Source organism: Erythrobacter sp. 3-20A1M, from assembly GCF_018636735.1.
Lineage (GTDB): Bacteria > Pseudomonadota > Alphaproteobacteria > Sphingomonadales > Sphingomonadaceae > Alteriqipengyuania.
The window spans coordinates 1,613,781-1,632,589 of record NZ_CP045200.1 but is presented as its reverse complement, the minus strand read 5'-3'; the positions used below and the strand labels follow the sequence as shown (position 1 = coordinate 1,632,589).

The following is an 18,809-nucleotide window of genomic DNA, read 5'->3' as shown; positions in this document are numbered from 1 at the left end:
TCCTGCACCTGCCTGCGCGTCCTCATACAGAGAAGTTTCGGGGTCTTCCGTGCCTTTAACGGCTGATGTCCAATGGGCCGCCTTGACCTTCCCATGATGGGAAGGACTACATTGTGGGTCGAACCTTAATCTGGCGCTGCGGAGATGCTTTCTATGCAATCAAAAGAATCACGATTGACGCGCCGCGCGGTCCTCGCCGGTTCCGGTGCTCTGGCCATTGGCGGCGGATTGGCCGCCGTTCTGGGAGCCGGAGGTAGAACGCCGGTGGGTGCCAGCACAACCGCCGGCCGCCGCGTCCTCAAAACCGGAACGACCAGCGCGCCACTCGTCGGCGAAGCCTCTCAAATACCGGTGTGGGGTTACAATGGCTCGGTACCGGGTCCTGCTCTCAGGCTTGGGCAGGGAGAGGCCTTCGAGGTCCTGCTGGAAAACGCTCTCGAGGAAAAAACAACCATCCATTGGCACGGCGTTCGTGTTCCCAACGCGATGGATGGCGTTCCCCACCTCACCCAGCCCCCCGTGGAGCCCGGCGAAAGGTTCAGATATGCCTTTACGCCGGAGGATGCGGGCACTTTCTGGTACCATCCCCATCAGCGCAGCTTCGAGCAGGTCGGTCGCGGCCTCTACGGACCGCTCATTATCGAAGAGGCAGATCCGCCGCAGGTCGATCGCGACCTCGTCTGGATGCTCGACGACTGGAGGCTCAATGACCAGGGGCAAATAAGTGGAGGGTTCGGCAGTCGGCACGACGCGATGATGGCAGGCCGGATCGGCAACACGATCACTATCAACGGAAAGCCGGCGGCACCACTGATCGCGAGGCCGAATGAGCGGATCAGGCTGCGGCTCGTGAACGCTGCCAATGCCCGCATCTTCGGGCTCGATTTCGGTGAACTCGATCCAATGGTCGTCGCGCTCGACGGCCAGCCCGTCGAGCCTCACCGTCTAAGCGCGCCCCTGCTTCTCGGGCCGGCAATGCGGGCGGATCTGATCGTCGATTTCGATTATCCCGCCGGGACCCGGCATTCACTGCGCGATGTCTTCTATGATGGACTGGAATACGAACTCACCACATTCGAGTGTCAGGGCAAAGAGGTCAGGGAAAGACGCCTGCCCGACCCCGCGCCGCTACCGCCCAACGCTCTCGCCGAACCCGAACTGGCAACGGCCGAGCGTCACCGGATCATATTCGGTGGCGGGATGATGGGCATGACGGGGCGAACAGCCAGCGGCTCTGACGCGAGGAACGAACAACGAACCGGCTCCGGCATGATGATGGAGCGGATGGGAGGTTCGGGAATGATGTCCGGAGGAATGATGGGCTGGACCGTCAACGGTGTTTCGGCGAGCGGCCATGTTCACGATCCGATTATTTCCGCCGCGCGAGGGACCACGCTTCTCCTCGACATGACCAATGAGACTGCGTGGTGGCACCCGATCCATCTGCATGGCCACAGTTTCCGTGTCTTGTCGCGCAATGGACAGCCGACACAATATCGCGAGTGGCAGGATACCGTGCTCATGGCGCCCGAAGAGCGCGTCGAGATCGCATTCGTAGCGGACAACCCGGGCGACTGGATGTTCCATTGCCATATTCTCGAACACCAGGCCGCAGGAATGATGGCCACCATTCAAGTTAACTGAAAGAAAGGAAAAACTGATGCGTTTGTTACCCAAGGTCTTGATGTCGTTTTCGGCCCTCGCGCTGCTGCCCTCGGCCGCGGCGGCACAGGAAGCAAGACCGTTTGCCACGATCTTCAAGAACCCTCAGTGTAGTTGCTGTGAAAGCTACGGCGACTATCTCGAAGCCAGCGGATATGAGGTGAAGATGGTCGCGACCCACGACCTCGCCCTAATCAAGGAACGCCAGGGTGTGCCCGCCGGGCTCGAGGGATGCCATACGATGCTCATCGGCGGCTACTTCGTCGATGGACATGTGCCGGCCGACAGCGTTGACCGCCTGCTGGAGGAACGTCCGCGGATTTCAGGCATCACGCTTCCCGGCATGCCTGCAGGTTCGCCGGGCATGGGCGGTGCCAAGACAGGCACGTGGACGATTACGGGGGTAAGAGCGGATGGTGCCACGAGCGTCTTTGCGCGATACTGAGCACCGTCCGAAGCCTAGCAAACGCGCTCGAAGCCAAACTTGTGACCAACGTCCTTGGGACGAGCCGGATTGGCATCGTCCGCGAGGTCCTTGAGGATGGGACAGTCGGGACGTTCGTCATTCGTGCAATTCTCGAAAAGATGTTCGAGCGCGTCTATCATCGAATGGATTTCGGCAGCCTTCGATCGCAGGGCCGAAAGATGGCCATCCGCTACTCGGCGCACGTCCTTGCTCGCTCGGGCACTATCTTTCCATAAATCGAGCAGTTCGGAAATATCGTCGACCGAAAAGCCCAGATTGCGGGCGCGCCGCACAAACCGGAGCGTATGAATATCTGCCGGAGTGTAGAGGCGGTACCCGGCATCGGTCCGGTCCGCCGCCTCGATCAAACCGATCTTTTCATAATGTCGGATCATCTTGGCAGAAACCCCGCTCGCTGCAGCCGCCTCGCCAATCGTGTGTGAATGTTTCATGCGGGCGCTTTAACCTTCCAATGATGGGAATGCAAGGTGGCTGGCTGAAAGCCGAGAAAATCTCCACAAAATGCCTTGACCTTCCAATGATGGGAAGCCCTATCTTCTTCGTATTGGTTGATTCGATGAAGGAAAAGAAATGAACATCCCGTCGTCCCGCGCCCTGGTGCCGGTCTCTGCGACCGCCAGTACCTCGAATAAGAAGTCGGGCGTATCTTGTTCGGGTGTTTCGAGCCAGCGGCGCAAATGGCTGCTCGCAGCCAGCGCTGTTTTGGCACTCGCTGCGCTTGCGCTCGGATCCATGTGGCTCGGCTTCGCAGCAATTCTTCCGTTTCTTTATGTACTGCCCTGCCTGGCCATGCTTGCAATGTGCATGCGCAAGAACGGGACATCTACCGGGACGTGATTTCGATACGATTCGCATGTGTGCTCGCACGATGACCTGAAGATTTGTGCAGCGCGCTATTTGATAAATGAAAGGAAAACCCCATGAACAACTTCAAAATTACCGCGCTTGGTGCTCTTGCAACGATTGGCCTCGCATCAGCGGCCATAGCGCAGCCGAAGGTCGATCATCAGCCCGACAGAGCGCAAGGCGCGCAGCAACAGGAGCGCGGCGAGATGCAGGGCGATATGTCCGGAATGGAGATGTCGGGCATGATGGCCATGATGAACGATCCCGAAATGCGCGCCGAAATGATGGAGATGATGCGTAACTGCAACGAAATGATGAAGAAAAAGCAGGAACAGATGTCGCAGGGCGAAGAAGGTTAAAACCGGGCGCCAATCTTTGTCGAATGCTTCACCCCCCACCTGCCCCGCACTAGCCTGCGGGGCAGGACCCTTTTGCTCATAAGAGCCAGCAAACTTCATGATAACACCTAGCCCGACAACAACGATTTTCCCTTGGCTGAGGCGGTTTGACTCGCGCCTGACTGCCAAGTCGCGCCCTCTTGGTGCCGGGTGATCGGAATGCTGCGCGCATTCGGCCTCATTCTGATTGGATTTGGACTTTTCGTCCAATCGGCAGCTCATGCGTCGACGCTTCCGCAGGAGCCGATAATGGTCGAGCGCCAGTGCGATGAACTGCTCACGTCTGGGGTTCCAAACGAAGGTGAAAAACCGCCTTGTGATAAGGTAGGCGCTGGTTGCCTTGTTTCGCTCGGCTGTATCGCGCCGATGGCGATTGGCAACGATGCGTCGGAAGTACGCACGCTGTCAGCCGCGCGCTTGCGATTCACCGGTTTCGGCAGCTCTACACCGGGTGAGACTGGAGCAGGACCGGAACCGCCACCTCCGCAAGCTGAGGCCTGAAATCGATGCAGGGGGATCTCTGCAAATTATGGCTGGACATTCTGCTGGCACCAAAGTCGCTGGCTGATTGTCCCGAACGCGTACTGGTCGCGCACTCTAGCGGAATGAGAATCATGAAACGACTACGTTGGACCGCACTTCCGGTTCTGCTGGCCTTGGCGCCCGCAAGTTACGCCCAGTCGATTGGGTATGAAGAAACCTTGAGAGCCGCCGTGGCCGACCAGCCCCAGGTTAGAGCGCGAGAACTACAAGTCGATGCCCGCCGCCAGGTCGCGGATGCTGCCGACGAACTGCCGGATCCCAGGCTGCGTGCGGGTATCCAGAATCTGCCAATCAGCGGCCCGGCCGCGTTTCAGCTGGATCGACAGCTTCCCACGCAGATCCAGGTCGGCGTCGAGCAGGATATTCCCAATCTTGCGAAACGACACGCCCGAGCCGGGATGGCCACAGCCGATATCGACTTCGCCACCGCGCAGCTCGCTCATGCGCGCCATATGGCGCGTCTTGGTGCGGGAAGGGCCTGGATTTCGCTCGCTTACTCACAACAGGCCCTCAACGTTGCCGATGACGCCCTTGCACAGATCGAAAGGCTGGTGCCCCTGGCGCGAAGCGCCGTTGCGGCGGGATCGGCGAGGCCAGGTGAAAGCCTCGAAATTCGCCGGGCCGTGCTGGAGGTCGAGGATATGCGGACGCGCATCGACGCTGAGCGCGAGGCGGCGCAGGCCATGCTTGCGCGATACATTGCCTTGCAAGACGCAACGGCGACTGGAAGCATTCCGGCGCCCGATGTCGATGTTGAACAACTTCGGGCGACCCTGGAATATAATCCTGAGATCATTCTCGCTGTCGCGCAGGTGCGCCAGGCCGAGGCGAGGATCGATCTCGCCCGGTCGGAGAAGCGGCCCGATTTCGGCATCAATGTCAGCTATGGCCGGCGCGATCCGATGTTCGGCGATGTCGTCTCGGTCATGGGCTCGATCACGCTCCCCATTTTTGCGGGCAGGCGGCAGAATCCGAGGATTGCCGCCGCTGAAACCGAAGCGAGCGCAGCGCAAGCAATCCAGCTTGATCGCTTGCGCGAACTGCAAGCGCAATTCGAGGCCGACCTTGCCGCCTGGCGCAGCGCATACCGGCAGTGGCAGCGAGCCACGGAGGAGTTGCTACCCCTCGCCCAAAGCCGTGCTGATCTGGAAAGGGCCAGCTTCGCGGCAAACCGCGCCGAACTGCTCGACGTCATCGAAGCGATCAAGGCGCTGGCGCTCTTACAAATCGAGATCCTTGAGCGTGAGGAGGCGACAGTTGAAGCCGCTACGACCTTGCGACTGACCTATACGGAGTTCCAGCCATGAGAGCCAAAATGGGAGCCGCGTGGGACAAACTGTCGCCGCGCCAGAAATCCTGGACGATGGCGGCAACGGTCGCCCTGATCAGCGTCACCGCAGGATACGGGTTATCGCAGCTGGGTGAGAGCGGAAGTCAGGCAAATGGCAACGGGGGATCATCCAGCGCCGAATGTGAGGACGTGCTTTACTGGTACGATCCGATGGTGCCGGGACAGCGTTTCGACGAGCCTGGAAAATCGCCGTTCATGGATATGGAACTTGTTCCCAAATGCGCTGGCGAGGAGGCCACCTCCGGGGTTCAGATCGACGCGGGGCTTGTCCAGAACTTCGGCATCCGCACCGCCGAGGCCGAATACGGCGTACTTGAGCCGGACGTGTCCGTTACCGGTGTTCTCGCTTACAACGGGCGGGACGTTGCAATTGTCCAGCCAAGGGCTGGCGGCTTTGTACAACGAACCTATGGGCGTGCTCCAGACGATGTGGTGAGCCGAGGCGCGCCGCTGGCCGATATTCTCGTACCCGAATGGGGAGGAGCGCAGCAGGAATATCTGGCCGTCCTGAACAGCGGCGATGAACAGCTTGCACAGGCCATGCGCGAGCGGATGCGGCTGCTCGGCATGTCGAATGGGCAAATTTCATCGGTGGGCCGGACCGGCCGCGCGCAGGCGACGATCACGGTCACCGCGCCGACCGGCGGGGCCATCACCATGCTCGGCGTGCGACCCGGCATGACCGTGATGGCAGGCCAGACCCTGGCGGAAATAACCGGATTCTCGCCGATCTGGCTCGAGGCATCGGTGCCCGAAACACAAGCAGCGAATATCCGGGTCGGCCAACCTGTCAGTGCAACCCTGACCGCGTTTCCCGATGAGAGATTTTCCGGACCGATCATCGCGATCTTGCCGAGCGTACAGGATGCCAGCCGGACAATCACCGTCCGCGCACAATTGCCCAATCCTTCCGGACGGCTCAAGCCGGGCATGTTCGCGCAGGTCTCGCTGACCCCCGACACCCGGCGCGCTCTGCTGGTTCCTTCCGAAGCGGTGATCCGGACCGGGCGCCGCACCATCGTCATGATCAAGCAGGACGAGGGCGGCTTCATGCCTGCCGAAGTCCGGATCGGCCGTGAGGCGGGAGGCAGGACCGAAGTGCTGGCCGGCCTTTCGCAAGGCGAAGAGGTCGTGACCTCGGGCCAGTTCCTGCTCGATTCCGAGGCAAGCCTGGCAGGGCTCGATGTTCGTGCGATCGATGAGGCAGGCCCGGACCGGGACGGTGAAGACCAACCAGCGACATTCAGCGCAATCGGGACGATCGAGAAGATTGCCGATGGCTCCGTCACGCTGCGGCACGGACCTGTCCCGCGGCTCGATTGGCCCGCGATGACCATGACCTTCCGCACGAAGAGCGCGGCGCAAATGCGCGGGCTCGAGACGGGAGACAGGGTGCGCTTCAACTTCACCCAGGAGGATGCCGGCCCCCGGATCGAGTCTATCACGAGGGCCGGACAATGATTGCTCGGATAATCGATGCCTCGATCGCCAACCGCCTGTTTATCGTTCTCGCCGCCGTCGCGGTAACGCTGGCCGGTTTCTGGGCGGTGCGCACGACGCCGGTCGACGCGTTGCCCGATCTGTCCGATGTGCAGGTTGTGGTCCGGTCAAACTATCCGGGTCAGGCCCCCCGGATCGTCGAGGACCAGGTCACCTATCCCTTGGCAACGACCATGCTTTCGGTGCCGGGGGCGAAAACCGTCCGTGGCTATTCGATGTTCGGTGACAGCTATGTCTATATCATCTTCGAGGACGGAACCGACCTCTACTGGGCGCGCTCGCGCGTGCTCGAATATCTCAACCAGGTGCAGAACCGCCTGCCCGATGGCGTCACGAGCACGCTTGGCCCCGATGCAACCGGTGTGGGGTGGATCTACGAATATGCGCTGGTCGATCGCAGCGGCGGGCACGACCTTGCAGGACTGCGCAGCCTGCAGGACTGGTTCCTGCGCTATGAGCTCAAGACGATCCCCGGCATTGCCGAGGTCGCCAGCGTCGGCGGCATGGTCAAGCAATACCAGGTCGTGCTCGAGCCTTACCGCATGGCATCGCTGGGGGTGACCCACGCCGAGATCGTGAGCGCAATCCAGTCCGCCAACCAGGAAGCGGGCGGCTCGATCGTCGAGATGGGCGAAGCCGAATATATGGTGCGTGCCTCGGGTTATCTCGGCGACCTCGAGGATTTTCGGCAGATTCCACTGCGCACCGCGAGCGGCGGCATTCCGGTCACGCTTGGCGACGTAGCGACGATCCAGGTAGGCCCTGAGCTGCGCCGTGGCATCGCCGAGCTCAATGGCGAAGGCGAGGTTGCCGGGGGCATTATCGTTCTGCGCCAGGGCGCGGATGCGCGAAGCGCGATCCAAGCCGTGGAACTCAAACTCGACGAGTTGCAGGCAAGCCTTCCCGAAGGCGTCGAGATCGTCACGACCTACGACCGATCCCAGCTCATCGATGCGTCGATCGAGAACCTCACCACGAAGCTCATCGAAGAGTTTATCGTCGTGGCGCTCGTATGCGCGCTGTTCCTCTGGCACGCGCGTTCGGCACTTGTCGCCATCATCACCCTGCCTTTGGGCGTGCTCGCGGCCTTCATCGTGATGCGCTTCCAGGGCGTTAATGCCAACATCATGTCGCTGGGTGGAATAGCCATCGCGGTCGGTGCGATGGTCGATGCCGCCGTCGTGATGATCGAGAACGCGCACAAGCATCTCGAGCGATGGGAATACGAGAATCCCGATACGGTGCTCGCGGTGAAGGAACGCTGGCGGATCATCGCCGATGCATCGAAGGAAGTGGGACCGGCGCTATTCTTCAGCCTGCTGATCATTACACTGTCGTTCCTGCCGGTCTTCACCCTGCAGGCGCAGGAAGGGCGGTTGTTTGCACCGCTCGCTTTCACCAAGACCTATGCCATGGCAGCCGCGGCCATTCTCTCGGTGACGCTGGTGCCGGTGATGATGGGATGGCTGATCCGTGGGAAGATCCCTTCGGAGGATTCCAATTTTCTCAACCGCTGGCTGACGAAAATCTATCGTCCGGGACTCGACTGGGTCATGCGGCGCCCCAAGGCAACCCTGGCGATCGCGGCGGTGATCTTCCTGACCACTGCGATCCCCTTCACCCGGCTTGGCGGCGAGTTCCTCCCGCCGCTCGATGAAGGCGATTTGCTTTACATGCCGAGTGCATTGCCCGGGCTTTCCCCCGGCGAGGCGTCGGCGCTGCTGCAGCGCACCGATCGCCTGATCAAGTCGGTCCCTGAAGTGGAAACGGTGTTCGGCAAAGCGGGGCGCGCCGATACGGCAACCGATCCGGCTCCCCTAACGATGTTCGAAACGACAATCCGCTTCAAGCCCCGCGAGGAGTGGCGCGAGGGAATGACGCCCGATCTGCTGGTCGAGGAACTTGACCGGGTCGTTCAGGTGCCGGGCCTCGCCAATGTCTGGGTGCCGCCGATCCGCAACCGGATCGACATGCTCGCGACCGGGATCAAGAGCCCAATCGGGGTCAAGGTGTCAGGCGACGATCTCGATCAACTCGAACGCGTTGCACTCGATGTCGAGCGTATCGCCAAGACCGTGCCTGGCGTGAGTTCCGCCCTGGCCGAGCGCCTGTCGGGCGGTCGCTATGTCGATGTCGATATCGACCGGATGGCGGCCGCACGATACGGGCTCAACATCGCCGACATCCAGCAGATCGTCTCTGGTGCAATAGGCGGCGCCAATGTCGCACGGACCGTCGAGGGGCTGGCGCGCTATCCGATCAATGTGCGCTATCCACGCGAAATCAGGGACAGCGTCGATGAACTCAGGGCCTTGCCGGTTCTGACGCCGTCCGGCCAACAGATCACGCTTGGCACTGTCGCCCGTATCGTCGTCAGTGACGGTCCGCCGATGCTCAAGAGCGAGCAGGGTCGTCTGACCAGCTACATCTATGTCGACGTCCGGGGCCGCGATCTTACCTCGGTGGTCGCCGATCTGCAGGAGGCCGTCGCAGCGGGCGTCGATCTTCCTGCCGGCGTCAGCCTGTCCTATGCGGGCCAGTTCGAATATCTGACGCGCGCCTATGAGCGACTGAAGGTCGTGGTTCCCGCGACGCTTGCGATCATTTTCCTGCTGCTCTATCTCATTTTCCGGCGCTGGGACGAAGCCTTGCTGATCATGGGCACGCTGCCCTTCGCGCTGACGGGCGGATACTGGTTGCTCTATCTGATGGGCTACAACCAGTCGGTGGCGACTGCGGTCGGTTTCATCGCGCTTGCCGGCGTCTCCGCCGAATTCGGCGTAGTGATGCTGATTTACCTGAAAGCCGCACTGGAGCGGCGACGCGGTGATCTGAGCGCCGAAGAAGTAGACGAGGCCATCCGGGAAGGCGCGCTCCTGCGCGTGCGGCCCAAGGCGATGACCGTCGCAGTCATCCTTGCGGGTCTCTTTCCGATCCTGATCGGCACCGGCGCGGGCTCGGAAGTCATGAGCCGCATCGCCGCGCCGATGGTTGGCGGCATGATCACCGCCCCGCTCCTGTCCATGTTCCTGCTTCCCGCCGCCTATCTGTTGTTGCGGCGCCCCCGTCCGGAAAAACCGGCCAACCCTCAAGGAGAAGAAGAGTGCGTACCCCAACCTACATGATCCTGCTCGCGGCACCGCTGGCGCTTGCAGCCTGCGACGCTGCAGACGACAGCTCAGAGACCATGATGTCAGACGACATGGCGAACTCGGACAGCATGCCCATGTCAGGCGAAATGCCGATGGCGGAGGAGACCGGCGGCGAGCAGAGCGCCAGCGCGGAGGGAACGGTTACAGCCATCGATTCCGAGGCGGGCACGGTGACCATCGAGCATGGTCCGGTCGAAAGTATCGGATGGCCCGCGATGACCATGACCTTCGAAGCCGACGCGCAAATCCTCGAACAGGTCAGTGTCGGTGAGGGAATAGCCTTTGAATTTCGTACTGGAACCGAAGGCAGCGTCGTTACCTCGGTAACGCCGCGATAGGACGGTGGGTGGGAGGCGCTCGGTTGCGCCGGTGCCTCCCACGCAAAAACAGGTGAATATGCCAGGTATCGACAGGCCCGACTTTAAGGATCGCCGCGACTTCATCAAGAGCGCCGGCCTCGCGGCGACGGGTTTCGCCGCGCTGCCGCTGCTGGGTTGCGGTACGCAAAGCAGGATGTCGCTCGATCAGGGAGGCGAAAGCAATCCTCTTGCCATACCTCGGCTACAGGCAGGAACGATCGAACGGGGCGAGCGTGTCTTTCGCCTGTCCCTGACACCGGGCGAGAAAGAATTCGTGCCCGGCACGGCGTCACCGACGATCGGTATCGACGCATCCTATCTCGGCCCGACCCTCGAAATGCGCCGCGGCGAACAGGTTCGCTTTCACATCGACAACAAGCTTGCCGAAGATGCGACCGTCCACTGGCATGGTTTCGAACTTCCCGCCACAGCGGATGGCGGGCCGCACCAGCTCATACGGCCCGGTGAGCGCTGGAGCCCGTCCTTCGAAATACGCCAGCGCGCTTCGTTATACTGGTATCATTCGCATCTGCATCGCCGGGCCGGACCACAGGTCTATGCCGGACTTGCTGCCCCGATCTACGTGCGCGACGAGGAAGAGGATCGCCTCGATCTGCCGAGCCGGTACGGTGTAGATGACATACCGCTCGTCGTGCAGGATCGCGTGATCGACGGCGCGGGCCGCCTTGTTTACCCGCTCGATATGCACTCGCGGATGATGGGGGTGATGGGTGAGCGCATCTATGTGAACGGAACGGCCAATGCCGTTTTCGAGGCCGCCGCCGGTCCGCTGCGCCTGCGGCTTCTCAATGGATCGAATGCGCGGTTCTACACCTTCTCGCTCGAAGGTGATCGTCCGATGCAACTCACCGCAAGCGATGGCGGCCTGCTTGCCGCGCCAAGCGAGATTCGCAGTCTTACCCTTGCCCCAGGCGAACGCGCACAAGTGATCGTCGATCTTTCCGAAGGGCGCCCGCTCCGGCTGATTGCCAGCAGCCCTGCTAACGCCATGGGCATGATGGGCGGGCAAGGCGGGGGTATGATGGGCGGCGGAATGATGGGAAACCGGACCGGTCGCGAGAGGCAGGGCCGCACATTTTCCATCCTCGATATGCGCCCCTCCGGCTCGTCGACTCCAGTGATGCTCCCGCCCACCCTCGCCGCGCTAGCCGCGCCAGACCCCTCGCTCGCCGTTCGCAGCCGCCGTTTCGTACTCGATATGGGCATGATGGGTCGGGGTATGTCGATCAACGGCCAGACCATGGACATGGATGTCATCAATCAGCGCGTACCGGTGGGTCAGTGGGAAATATGGGAAATCGCCAACGCATCGATGATGGCCCATCCCTTTCATATTCATAACGTGCAGTTCCGCTTGCTCGACCGGGACGGTCGGCCTCCGCGGGCGGAAGAGGCAGGTTTCAAGGACACCGTAATCGTCAACCCGCGTGAACAGGTCAGGCTGCTGTTGCGGTTCGAAGAAAATACCGATCCCGACAATCCCTACATGTATCACTGCCATATCCTCGAGCACGAGGACGCAGGCATGATGGGGCAGTTCGTGGTGATGGCCAATTAGGGGAGAACGACAGATGAGCGATGGGCACAATGCAATCGAGGGTATGGCGACCGACCCCGTTTGCGGAATGAGCGTGAAGATGGACGGCGCCCGCTTCGTCGATCGACACGAGGGTGGCGACCATTACTTCTGCTCCTCGCGCTGCCTCGACAAGTTCCGCGCGGATCCGGAGATGTATCTTTCGAAGGCGCACCTCGATGCTGTCGAGGATGTCCCGGAAGGTACCATATACACCTGTCCGATGCATCCGGAGATCCGGCAGCCGGGGCCGGGCTCTTGCCCGATATGCGGGATGGCCCTCGAACCCGAAACGGTCACTCTGAACGAGGGCCCCGATCCCGAACTCGTCGACATGCGGCGAAGGTTCTGGTGGAGCGCGCTCTTCACGCTGCCGCTCTTCGCCTATGCGATGGGCGACATGATCCCGTCGCGACCGTTCGATCAGGTCATCGAACCCGCTATCGCGCAGTGGCTGCAGCTCCTGCTGGCAACTCCGGTGGTGCTTTGGGGCGGCTGGCCCTTCTTCACCCGCGCGCTGCAATCGGTCCGGACCATGAACCTCAACATGTTCACCCTGATCGGCTTCGGCGTCGCCATCGCTTATCTGTTCAGCCTTGTGGCAACCCTCGCCCCGGACATCTTTCCCGAGGCATTCCGCGATCATGCGGGCCGGGTCGGCGTCTATTACGAGGCCGCAGCGGTTATCACGACCCTCGTGCTGCTCGGGCAGGTGCTCGAGCTCAAGGCGCGCGGATCGACATCGAGCGCCTTGCGAGCGCTTCTCGAACTCGCACCCCCGACCGCGATGAAGATCTTCGGTCGCGGGGACGAGCGCGAAGTTCCGCTTGATGAATTGACGTCTGGGGACCTGCTGCGCGTGCGTCCGGGCGACAAGGTCCCCGTCGATGGCACGCTCGAGGATGGAAGCAGCGCCATCGACGAGTCCATGATCAGTGGCGAACCCATTCCCGTCAAGAAAAGCGCGGGCGATCCCGTGATCGGGGGCACCGTAAACCAGACCGGCAGCTTCACCATGCGCGCGACGCAGGTCGGCGCGGACACCATGCTCTCGAAGATCGTGCAGATGGTCGCGGAGGCCCAGCGCAGCCGGGCACCGATCCAGCGGCTCGCCGACCAGGTCACCGGATGGTTCGTACCCATCGTCGTCCTTGTCGCTATCGTGAGTTTTGTCGTCTGGGCCATCTGGGGACCGGCACCGGCCCTTGCCTACGCGCTCGTCAACGCGGTCGCCGTTCTGATCATCGCGTGTCCCTGCGCGCTCGGACTGGCGACGCCGATGTCGATCATGACCGGTACCGGCAAGGGCGCGCAGCACGGGATCCTGATCAAGAACGCCGAAGCGCTCGAAACGCTGGAAAAGATCGATACGCTGGTCGTCGACAAGACCGGAACGCTGACCCGGGGCAAGCCTGATCTTGTCGACGTAAAACCGCAGTCAGATTTCGACGAGCAGGAATTGCTGAGCCTTGTCGCTGCCGTTGAGAGAGGAAGCGAGCATCCGCTCGCCCACGCGATCGTGGAAGGGGCTCAAAACAGGGGCGCTGCCATTCTCGACGCTTCCGATATCGAATCCGTGACCGGCGAAGGTATCCAGGCAAATGTCGACCAGCGCCTGGTCGCGATCGGGAATGAAAAGATGATGGAGCGTATAGGGGCGCTCGAAGAAGGCTGGCGGTCAACGGCGGACGAAGGCCGAAGCCTCGGACAGACGGTGATGTTCGTGGCCGTGGACGGGGCACCGGCAGGCCTTATCGCGGTCGCCGATCCGATCAAGGCAACCAGCCGCACCGCTATTGCCGCGTTGCATGAGCGCGGCATCAAGATCGTGATGCTTACCGGCGACAGCGAAGCCACCGCGCGTGCGGTAGCAAGCCAGGTCGGTATCGACGAAGTCGAAGCGAACGTCTCGCCCGAGGACAAACATCGCAAGATCGAGCAGTTGAAGAGCGATGGTCGCCGGGTCGCTATGGCCGGCGACGGCATAAACGACGCACCCGCGCTTGCCGCTTCGCATGTCGGCATCGCGATGGGAACGGGTACCGATGTCGCGATCGAAAGCGCGGGCGTGACATTGGTGCGCGGCGACCTCGTCGGCGTTGTTCAGGCGCTCGTCCTGTCTCGGGCCACTATGCGCAACATCAGGCAGAACCTGTTCTTTGCCTTTGCGTATAATGCGCTCGGCATACCGGTCGCAGCAGGTGTCCTCTATCCATGGACCGGGTTGCTTTTGAACCCGATGATCGCGGCCGCAGCGATGAGCCTGTCTTCGGTATCGGTGATCGGCAACGCCCTGCGCCTGCGCGGCCTCGCTCTTCCCAAATTCGATACCTGAGCGATGGGGACGGGACGGAGATCGCAGGAGTGACGAATCAGACGATGCAGGATCAGGACCAAATCTCTGAGGAATCGCGCGAATGGCGCGGTGCGCATCCCGCACTCTGGATCGCCATCTTCGGAATTCTCATCGCTTTCGCCTGGGAGATGCTCCAGCTTCCTTTCTACCAGTCGGGAGGTCTGTCGCCTGCCGAGGCAGCACGTCGCTGCGGCCTGGCCTCGTTCGGCGATGCCGGGATCATGGTGGCCGCTTATCTCGGCGCCTCTGTCGGCAGTGGTAAAACGCCGTGGCTCGTAGACTGGCCGATCTCGCGTTTTGTCGTGTTCCTGGGAATCGGCCTGGCCATTACTGCCATGGTCGAAGTGCTGGCTGTCGGTGCCGACTGGGGGTGGTCCTATAGTGCAATCATGCCGCTTGTGCCCGGGACCAAAATCGGCCTGGTACCGATCGTGATGTGGGTCGCGGTTCCCACGGCCACCTTGTGGCTCGCGCGCCGTCTCGGCACCGGACCCCGCTGATCGCAAACCGGGATCTCCTATCCCTCGACAGCTGCCGGCTGCGGTCCCGATGGTGATCGACTTACCCGAAATCCGGCAATCAGGGCCAGCAGCGTGAGCAATTGCGCGCCGATCGTCTCGACAGTCGGGAAGAAGCCGAGTTCGGCGAGGCGCGGCAAGCCGGCAATGAAAGTGGCGGAAAGAACTCCGGCCTCCTGGAAAGCGCCCACGCCCTTGCCCGCGAGAATGACCGCAAGGATCGCAATCAGGATAGCACTGTAGCGGAAGAACTGGGTGATCGGCAGTTTGCGGCTGTAGCGCAGCATGGCCCATGCAATGAGCGCCAGCAGCGCTACTGCGGACAAGGCACCTGCCAGTATGATGCCGCTGCTCTGCGGGTTCCACAGGGCAGCGTAGAACAGGATAGTCTCGAACGCTTCCCGGTAGACGACCACGAATGCAAGACCAAAGAGAAACCATGCCGATCCGCGCGAAAGCGCCTTGCCCATTTTTTCCTGGATATAGCGCCGCCATTCCTCGGCCTGGGATTTGCCATGCATCCAGATCCCGACCGACACGAGAATGACAGCCGCAAGCAGCGCGCCGATCCCTTCGGTCATCTCGCGGCTCGCACCGCTGATGCTCACAAAGTAGGTTGCCAGGACCCAGGTGGCGACACCTGCAAGAAGAGCAGCGATCCACCCGCCATGGACATAGGGCAGTACCTCGAAGCGGTGCGACTTTTTCACAAAGGCGATCATGGCGATCACAACCAGAAGTGCTTCGATCCCCTCGCGCAGCAGGATGGTGAACGCCCCGAGAAAGGTCGAGATTTCGCTGGCCGCCTCAGGAGCCAACGCTTCCTCGGCTCTTGCCAGCAGACTATCGATGCGAGCCCTTAGTTGCTGTAGTTCGGATGGATTCGCACCGGACTCTATTCCGGCCCGGAATTGCCCGAGCGCCTGTTCTACCTCCCGCATCAAACCGCCATCGCGCGTTGCCAGGAGGGCCTCCAGGGGTTCAAACCCGTCGAGATAGGCAGACAGGGCAAGCTGCCGCGCTTCCTCTCGGTTGCCAGCCCGATAAGCTGACAGGCTGCGATCGAGCGTATCGCGAACGAAGGCGAGCGAACCTGCGTCATTTGCCTGTCCCACCGCATCGGGATTGGCGCGAAGATAGGCCATGACGGCGAGCGCACGGTCCTCGCCGATCTGCTCGGCCAGACTTTCCGGTGTGAGCGCGGCGAGCGTCTCGAGATCGGGGACAAGCTGGCGTATGCCATCATCTTCCCGCCAAATACGCTCGCCCTTGGCCACATCTTCAAAAGCAATGCTGCCGGCATGGAATGCAAGCGCCCAGCGATCCTCGTCGGACAGCGATGCGAAGCTGGCCATGGACGTTCCTTCCAGCCCTTGCGTGATGACCTGGTAAAGCCCGAACGCACTGCGCTGCCGTGCCCGGTCGATATCGGTAAAGTCGATCGGCGGGGGATCAAGTGCCTGCATTGCGGCCGGTGGCGCACTTCCGGCGGCGCCGTGACACGAGGCGCAGTTCTGCGCGAAGAGAGTGCGGGCGCGGTCAAGGTCGGGCGCTTGCGAAGGGGCAAGCGGAACCGGGTAGGCTGTCAGCAACGAGGCTGCCAGCGCGCGCGCTAAGCGCCCAACTCGCTCGGCGGGTTCCTTATTGGCGATCAGAGCTCGCAGCTGGTCCGATCGGCGGATGAGTGCTTGATTGTCTTTAGTATCCGGCAATGCAGCGATCTGCCGCGCCACGACATCGGAAAACTCCACCATTTCGCGATATTCGAATTCGTCGGCAACACGTCCCTCGGAAACGGCGGAGGCGTAGTCGACCGCGATATAATCGAGCAGACGCCAAGTGGTTCGCACGTCGGGTTCTTCCGCGTTCGCGGTGACGGACAGACACAGCGCAAGCGCCAGCAGAATGAGCCGCAGTGCCGGATGGACGGTGGCGGAGACGATGCGATGCATGAGGGGTCTCTATATCTGTTGCAATTAATCCGCAATAGCAGGGTGTAGACGGAAATGTATTTCCTCCAACCCCCGATCGCGGGGATATTCTGGAGTTTAGGTAGAGCGCAGTTCGCCACGGGCCTGTTTGGAGACTTCGGCACTTCCCCACACCGCCAGTCCTGCCATGATGCTCGCCACAACCAGATCGGGCCACGCACGGCCGGTGCCGAAAACGCCAATCGCTGCCGCCAGCACGGCGATATTACCGATCGCGTCGTTGCGCGAACAGATCCACACCGAGCGCATGTTCGCATCGCCCGAGCGATACCGGAACAGCATCGCGGCGACGGCGAGATTTACCGCCAGAGCAAGAGAACCGATGGCGCCCATCGTTCCCGGGTCGGGCGACGCCCCGACAAAGAAACCCCAGATGGCCGAGCCGAGCACCCACAGGCCGAAAGCCAGCATGGTCGCCGCCTTTACGAGAGCCGCCCGCGCGCGCCAGACGAGCGCCATCCCGGCTACGCCGAGACTGATAGCATAGTTTGCCGCATCACCGAGAAAGTCGAGCGCGTCGGCCTGCAAGGCGCGCGAATCCGCAGCAATGCCTGCCACGATCTCCACACCGAACATGATTGCATTAAGGCCTAGCGCGATCCACAGAATGCGCCGCCATGTCGGATCGTTGTTGCTTGCACCGGCCTCATCGGGACCGCAGCAGGTCTTTCTCATTTACTCGACTCCTTGCGTCGATCCATCCTATGGACCTTGTAGTAACTACAAGGTCAAGCGGTAGGAGCCTTTGTAATGAGAATTGGTCAACTTGCCCGGATAACCGGCGTCAAATCAGAAACAATCCGCTTCTACGAGCGCGAGGGTATCCTCGCTGCCCCTCCGCGCACGCAGGCCAATTATCGCGATTATGGACCTGCAGAGGAAGCGCGCCTTAAATTCATACGGCGCGCGCGTGATCTCGGCTTCTCCATGGCACGCATCAGGGACTTGCTCGATCTCTCCGATGACGCCGACCGGTCCTGCGCAGGCATCGACGCTCTGGCCAGAAGCCATCTCGGCGAAGTCGAGTGCAAGATCGCGAGCCTGGAGGCGTTGCGGACGGAACTTGGGCGCATGATCGCTGCCTGCGAGCAAGACACTGTAGGCGATTGCCGCATCATCGATGCACTTGCTGATACCGCCGAGCCTTGATGCCCGCGCCTCGTGCGCCAGTTCGGTCGGGCTCGCCAATACCCGGCTATTGTCCGCCGCCCATGCCGGTCTCAACTTCGGGTAAGGCCGACGAGTGCGAAGCTGCCCGTGTCGCAATCCCCGGGTCTGTCGAATGGGTTATGATGCCGCCGCAGGCCAGTTCCAGACGGCCATTTTTTCAATGCTCATATCCGCCATCGTGTAGGCGATCCGGCCGACACCGAGCCGGGAGCGACGCGGCCCTGCAATAGGCATCCAGTCGACGCGGAAGGCCGTATGGTCGTTCAACATCACAGCCGATCCCGCCAGAGACTGGATACAATAATTGGCGATTGGCAACCGCTCGGTGAATACAAAGCCTTGATAGGCGTAAGGCAGGGCATTCGCCTGCTCGATAGCCAGATCGATTTCGTCGTAACCATATATGCAGAGTACGGGGGTGGCTGGTGGACTGGCCGAATTCACGTTTCCTTGTCTAGCTGGCGATCGGGCTCTTCATGACCGCAATGGTTGAGATGTTTGCTGCGGGCGCTGCCTGGGGGGTGGACCTACAGCGCAATCATGCCCCTGATGCCCGGGACCAGGATCGGTCTCGTGCCTGTCGTGATGCCGTTCCCACAGGGGCCCTGTGGGCGGCGCGCAGGCTCGGGACCGGATCCCGCTGATCGGGAGCCGGTTACGGGGACCGCTCATCCCCCGGCGCTTGCCACTGGCGGGCCATAGAGAAGGCGGGTTTCCGCGATCTTCGTGATCAGATTATCCGGCTTGGCTTGATAAGTACTCTTGCCACGATAGAATTGATTGGCTCGCTCCGCCCGAAGCACAACTCAGGCTCGCCGGAAATAAGCCGTCTCGGCATTGCCAGTGCGGAATGGTCCAAAGCGAGGTCCGCGTCGAAGC

Annotated in this window: 17 protein-coding genes; 13 read left to right on the top strand and 4 right to left on the bottom strand. The window is 61.5% G+C overall.

From position 1 onward, the window contains the following. The first annotated feature begins 174 nt into the window (after positions 1-174). Together F7D01_RS08035 and F7D01_RS08030 are read left to right on the top strand one after the other, a co-directional pair. Positions 175-1,644: a multicopper oxidase family protein gene (locus tag F7D01_RS08035; protein WP_215227145.1), complete on the top strand. Its 1,470-nt coding sequence runs from the start codon at positions 175-177 to the stop codon at positions 1,642-1,644. 16 nt (positions 1,645-1,660) lie between these two features. Beyond that, positions 1,661-2,107: a DUF411 domain-containing protein gene (locus tag F7D01_RS08030; RefSeq protein ID WP_054527531.1), complete on the top strand. Its 447-nt coding sequence runs from the start codon at positions 1,661-1,663 to the stop codon at positions 2,105-2,107. Between the two features lie 14 nt (positions 2,108-2,121). Here the strand turns inward: F7D01_RS08030 and F7D01_RS08025 are convergent, their stop codons facing one another. Next, positions 2,122-2,580 carry a Cu(I)-responsive transcriptional regulator gene (locus tag F7D01_RS08025; RefSeq protein ID WP_215227144.1) on the bottom strand — a complete coding sequence of 153 codons (459 nt, stop codon included), beginning with the start codon at positions 2,578-2,580 and terminating at the stop codon, positions 2,122-2,124. A gap of 139 nt (positions 2,581-2,719) precedes the next feature. Here F7D01_RS08025 and F7D01_RS08020 point away from each other — a divergent pair, with 139 nt between their 5' ends. From F7D01_RS08020 to F7D01_RS07975, 10 genes are all read left to right on the top strand, one after another. Further along, positions 2,720-2,986 carry a hypothetical protein gene (locus tag F7D01_RS08020; protein WP_008603835.1) on the top strand — a complete coding sequence of 89 codons (267 nt, stop codon included), beginning with the start codon at positions 2,720-2,722 and terminating at the stop codon, positions 2,984-2,986. A gap of 83 nt (positions 2,987-3,069) precedes the next feature. Further along, complete coding sequence (locus F7D01_RS08015) at positions 3,070-3,354, top strand: hypothetical protein (protein WP_054523306.1); 285 nt, start codon at positions 3,070-3,072, stop codon at positions 3,352-3,354. A 198-nt stretch (positions 3,355-3,552) separates the two neighbouring features. Beyond that, positions 3,553-3,894: a hypothetical protein gene (locus F7D01_RS08010; RefSeq protein ID WP_215227143.1), complete on the top strand. Its 342-nt coding sequence runs from the start codon at positions 3,553-3,555 to the stop codon at positions 3,892-3,894. A gap of 5 nt (positions 3,895-3,899) precedes the next feature. Beyond that, positions 3,900-5,243 carry a TolC family protein gene (locus F7D01_RS08005; protein ID WP_231679378.1) on the top strand — a complete coding sequence of 448 codons (1,344 nt, stop codon included), beginning with the start codon at positions 3,900-3,902 and terminating at the stop codon, positions 5,241-5,243. A gap of 8 nt (positions 5,244-5,251) precedes the next feature. Beyond that, on the top strand, positions 5,252-6,748 hold the full coding sequence (locus tag F7D01_RS08000; RefSeq protein ID WP_215229727.1) for an efflux RND transporter periplasmic adaptor subunit: 1,497 nt from the start codon (positions 5,252-5,254) through the stop codon (positions 6,746-6,748). Continuing rightward, positions 6,745-9,912 carry an efflux RND transporter permease subunit gene (locus F7D01_RS07995; RefSeq protein ID WP_215227142.1) on the top strand — a complete coding sequence of 1,056 codons (3,168 nt, stop codon included), beginning with the start codon at positions 6,745-6,747 and terminating at the stop codon, positions 9,910-9,912. The genes F7D01_RS08000 and F7D01_RS07995 overlap by 4 nt, the downstream gene beginning before the upstream one ends. Then, on the top strand, positions 9,891-10,277 hold the full coding sequence (locus F7D01_RS07990) for a copper-binding protein (protein ID WP_225082053.1): 387 nt from the start codon (positions 9,891-9,893) through the stop codon (positions 10,275-10,277). Before F7D01_RS07995 ends, F7D01_RS07990 begins: the two co-directional genes overlap by 22 nt. A gap of 58 nt (positions 10,278-10,335) precedes the next feature. Further along, positions 10,336-11,877: a multicopper oxidase family protein gene (locus F7D01_RS07985; RefSeq protein WP_215229726.1), complete on the top strand. Its 1,542-nt coding sequence runs from the start codon at positions 10,336-10,338 to the stop codon at positions 11,875-11,877. A 13-nt stretch (positions 11,878-11,890) separates the two neighbouring features. Next, entirely contained in the window at positions 11,891-14,230 is a 2,340-nt protein-coding gene (locus tag F7D01_RS07980; RefSeq protein ID WP_215227141.1) for a heavy metal translocating P-type ATPase, read from the top strand. Positions 14,231-14,259: 29 nt separating this feature from the next. Continuing rightward, positions 14,260-14,751 (top strand): hypothetical protein, encoded by a 492-nt coding sequence (locus F7D01_RS07975; RefSeq protein WP_224801916.1) that lies wholly within the window; start codon positions 14,260-14,262, stop codon positions 14,749-14,751. A gap of 17 nt (positions 14,752-14,768) precedes the next feature. Here F7D01_RS07975 and F7D01_RS07970 read toward each other — a convergent pair whose 3' ends face one another. Both F7D01_RS07970 and F7D01_RS07965 read right to left on the bottom strand, forming a co-directional pair. Next, on the bottom strand, positions 14,769-16,721 hold the full coding sequence (locus F7D01_RS07970; protein WP_215227140.1) for a cytochrome c/FTR1 family iron permease: 1,953 nt from the start codon (positions 16,719-16,721) through the stop codon (positions 14,769-14,771). A 96-nt stretch (positions 16,722-16,817) separates the two neighbouring features. After that, positions 16,818-17,435 (bottom strand): cation transporter, encoded by a 618-nt coding sequence (locus tag F7D01_RS07965; RefSeq protein WP_215227139.1) that lies wholly within the window; start codon positions 17,433-17,435, stop codon positions 16,818-16,820. A gap of 75 nt (positions 17,436-17,510) precedes the next feature. On the opposite strand from F7D01_RS07965, the gene F7D01_RS07960 reads away from it, so the two are divergent. Next, positions 17,511-17,909 carry a helix-turn-helix domain-containing protein gene (locus tag F7D01_RS07960; protein WP_215227138.1) on the top strand — a complete coding sequence of 133 codons (399 nt, stop codon included), beginning with the start codon at positions 17,511-17,513 and terminating at the stop codon, positions 17,907-17,909. 138 nt (positions 17,910-18,047) lie between these two features. Here the strand turns inward: F7D01_RS07960 and F7D01_RS07955 are convergent, their stop codons facing one another. Then, entirely contained in the window at positions 18,048-18,374 is a 327-nt protein-coding gene (locus F7D01_RS07955; protein WP_251566643.1) for an aldehyde dehydrogenase family protein, read from the bottom strand. Positions 18,375-18,809 lie beyond the last annotated feature (435 nt).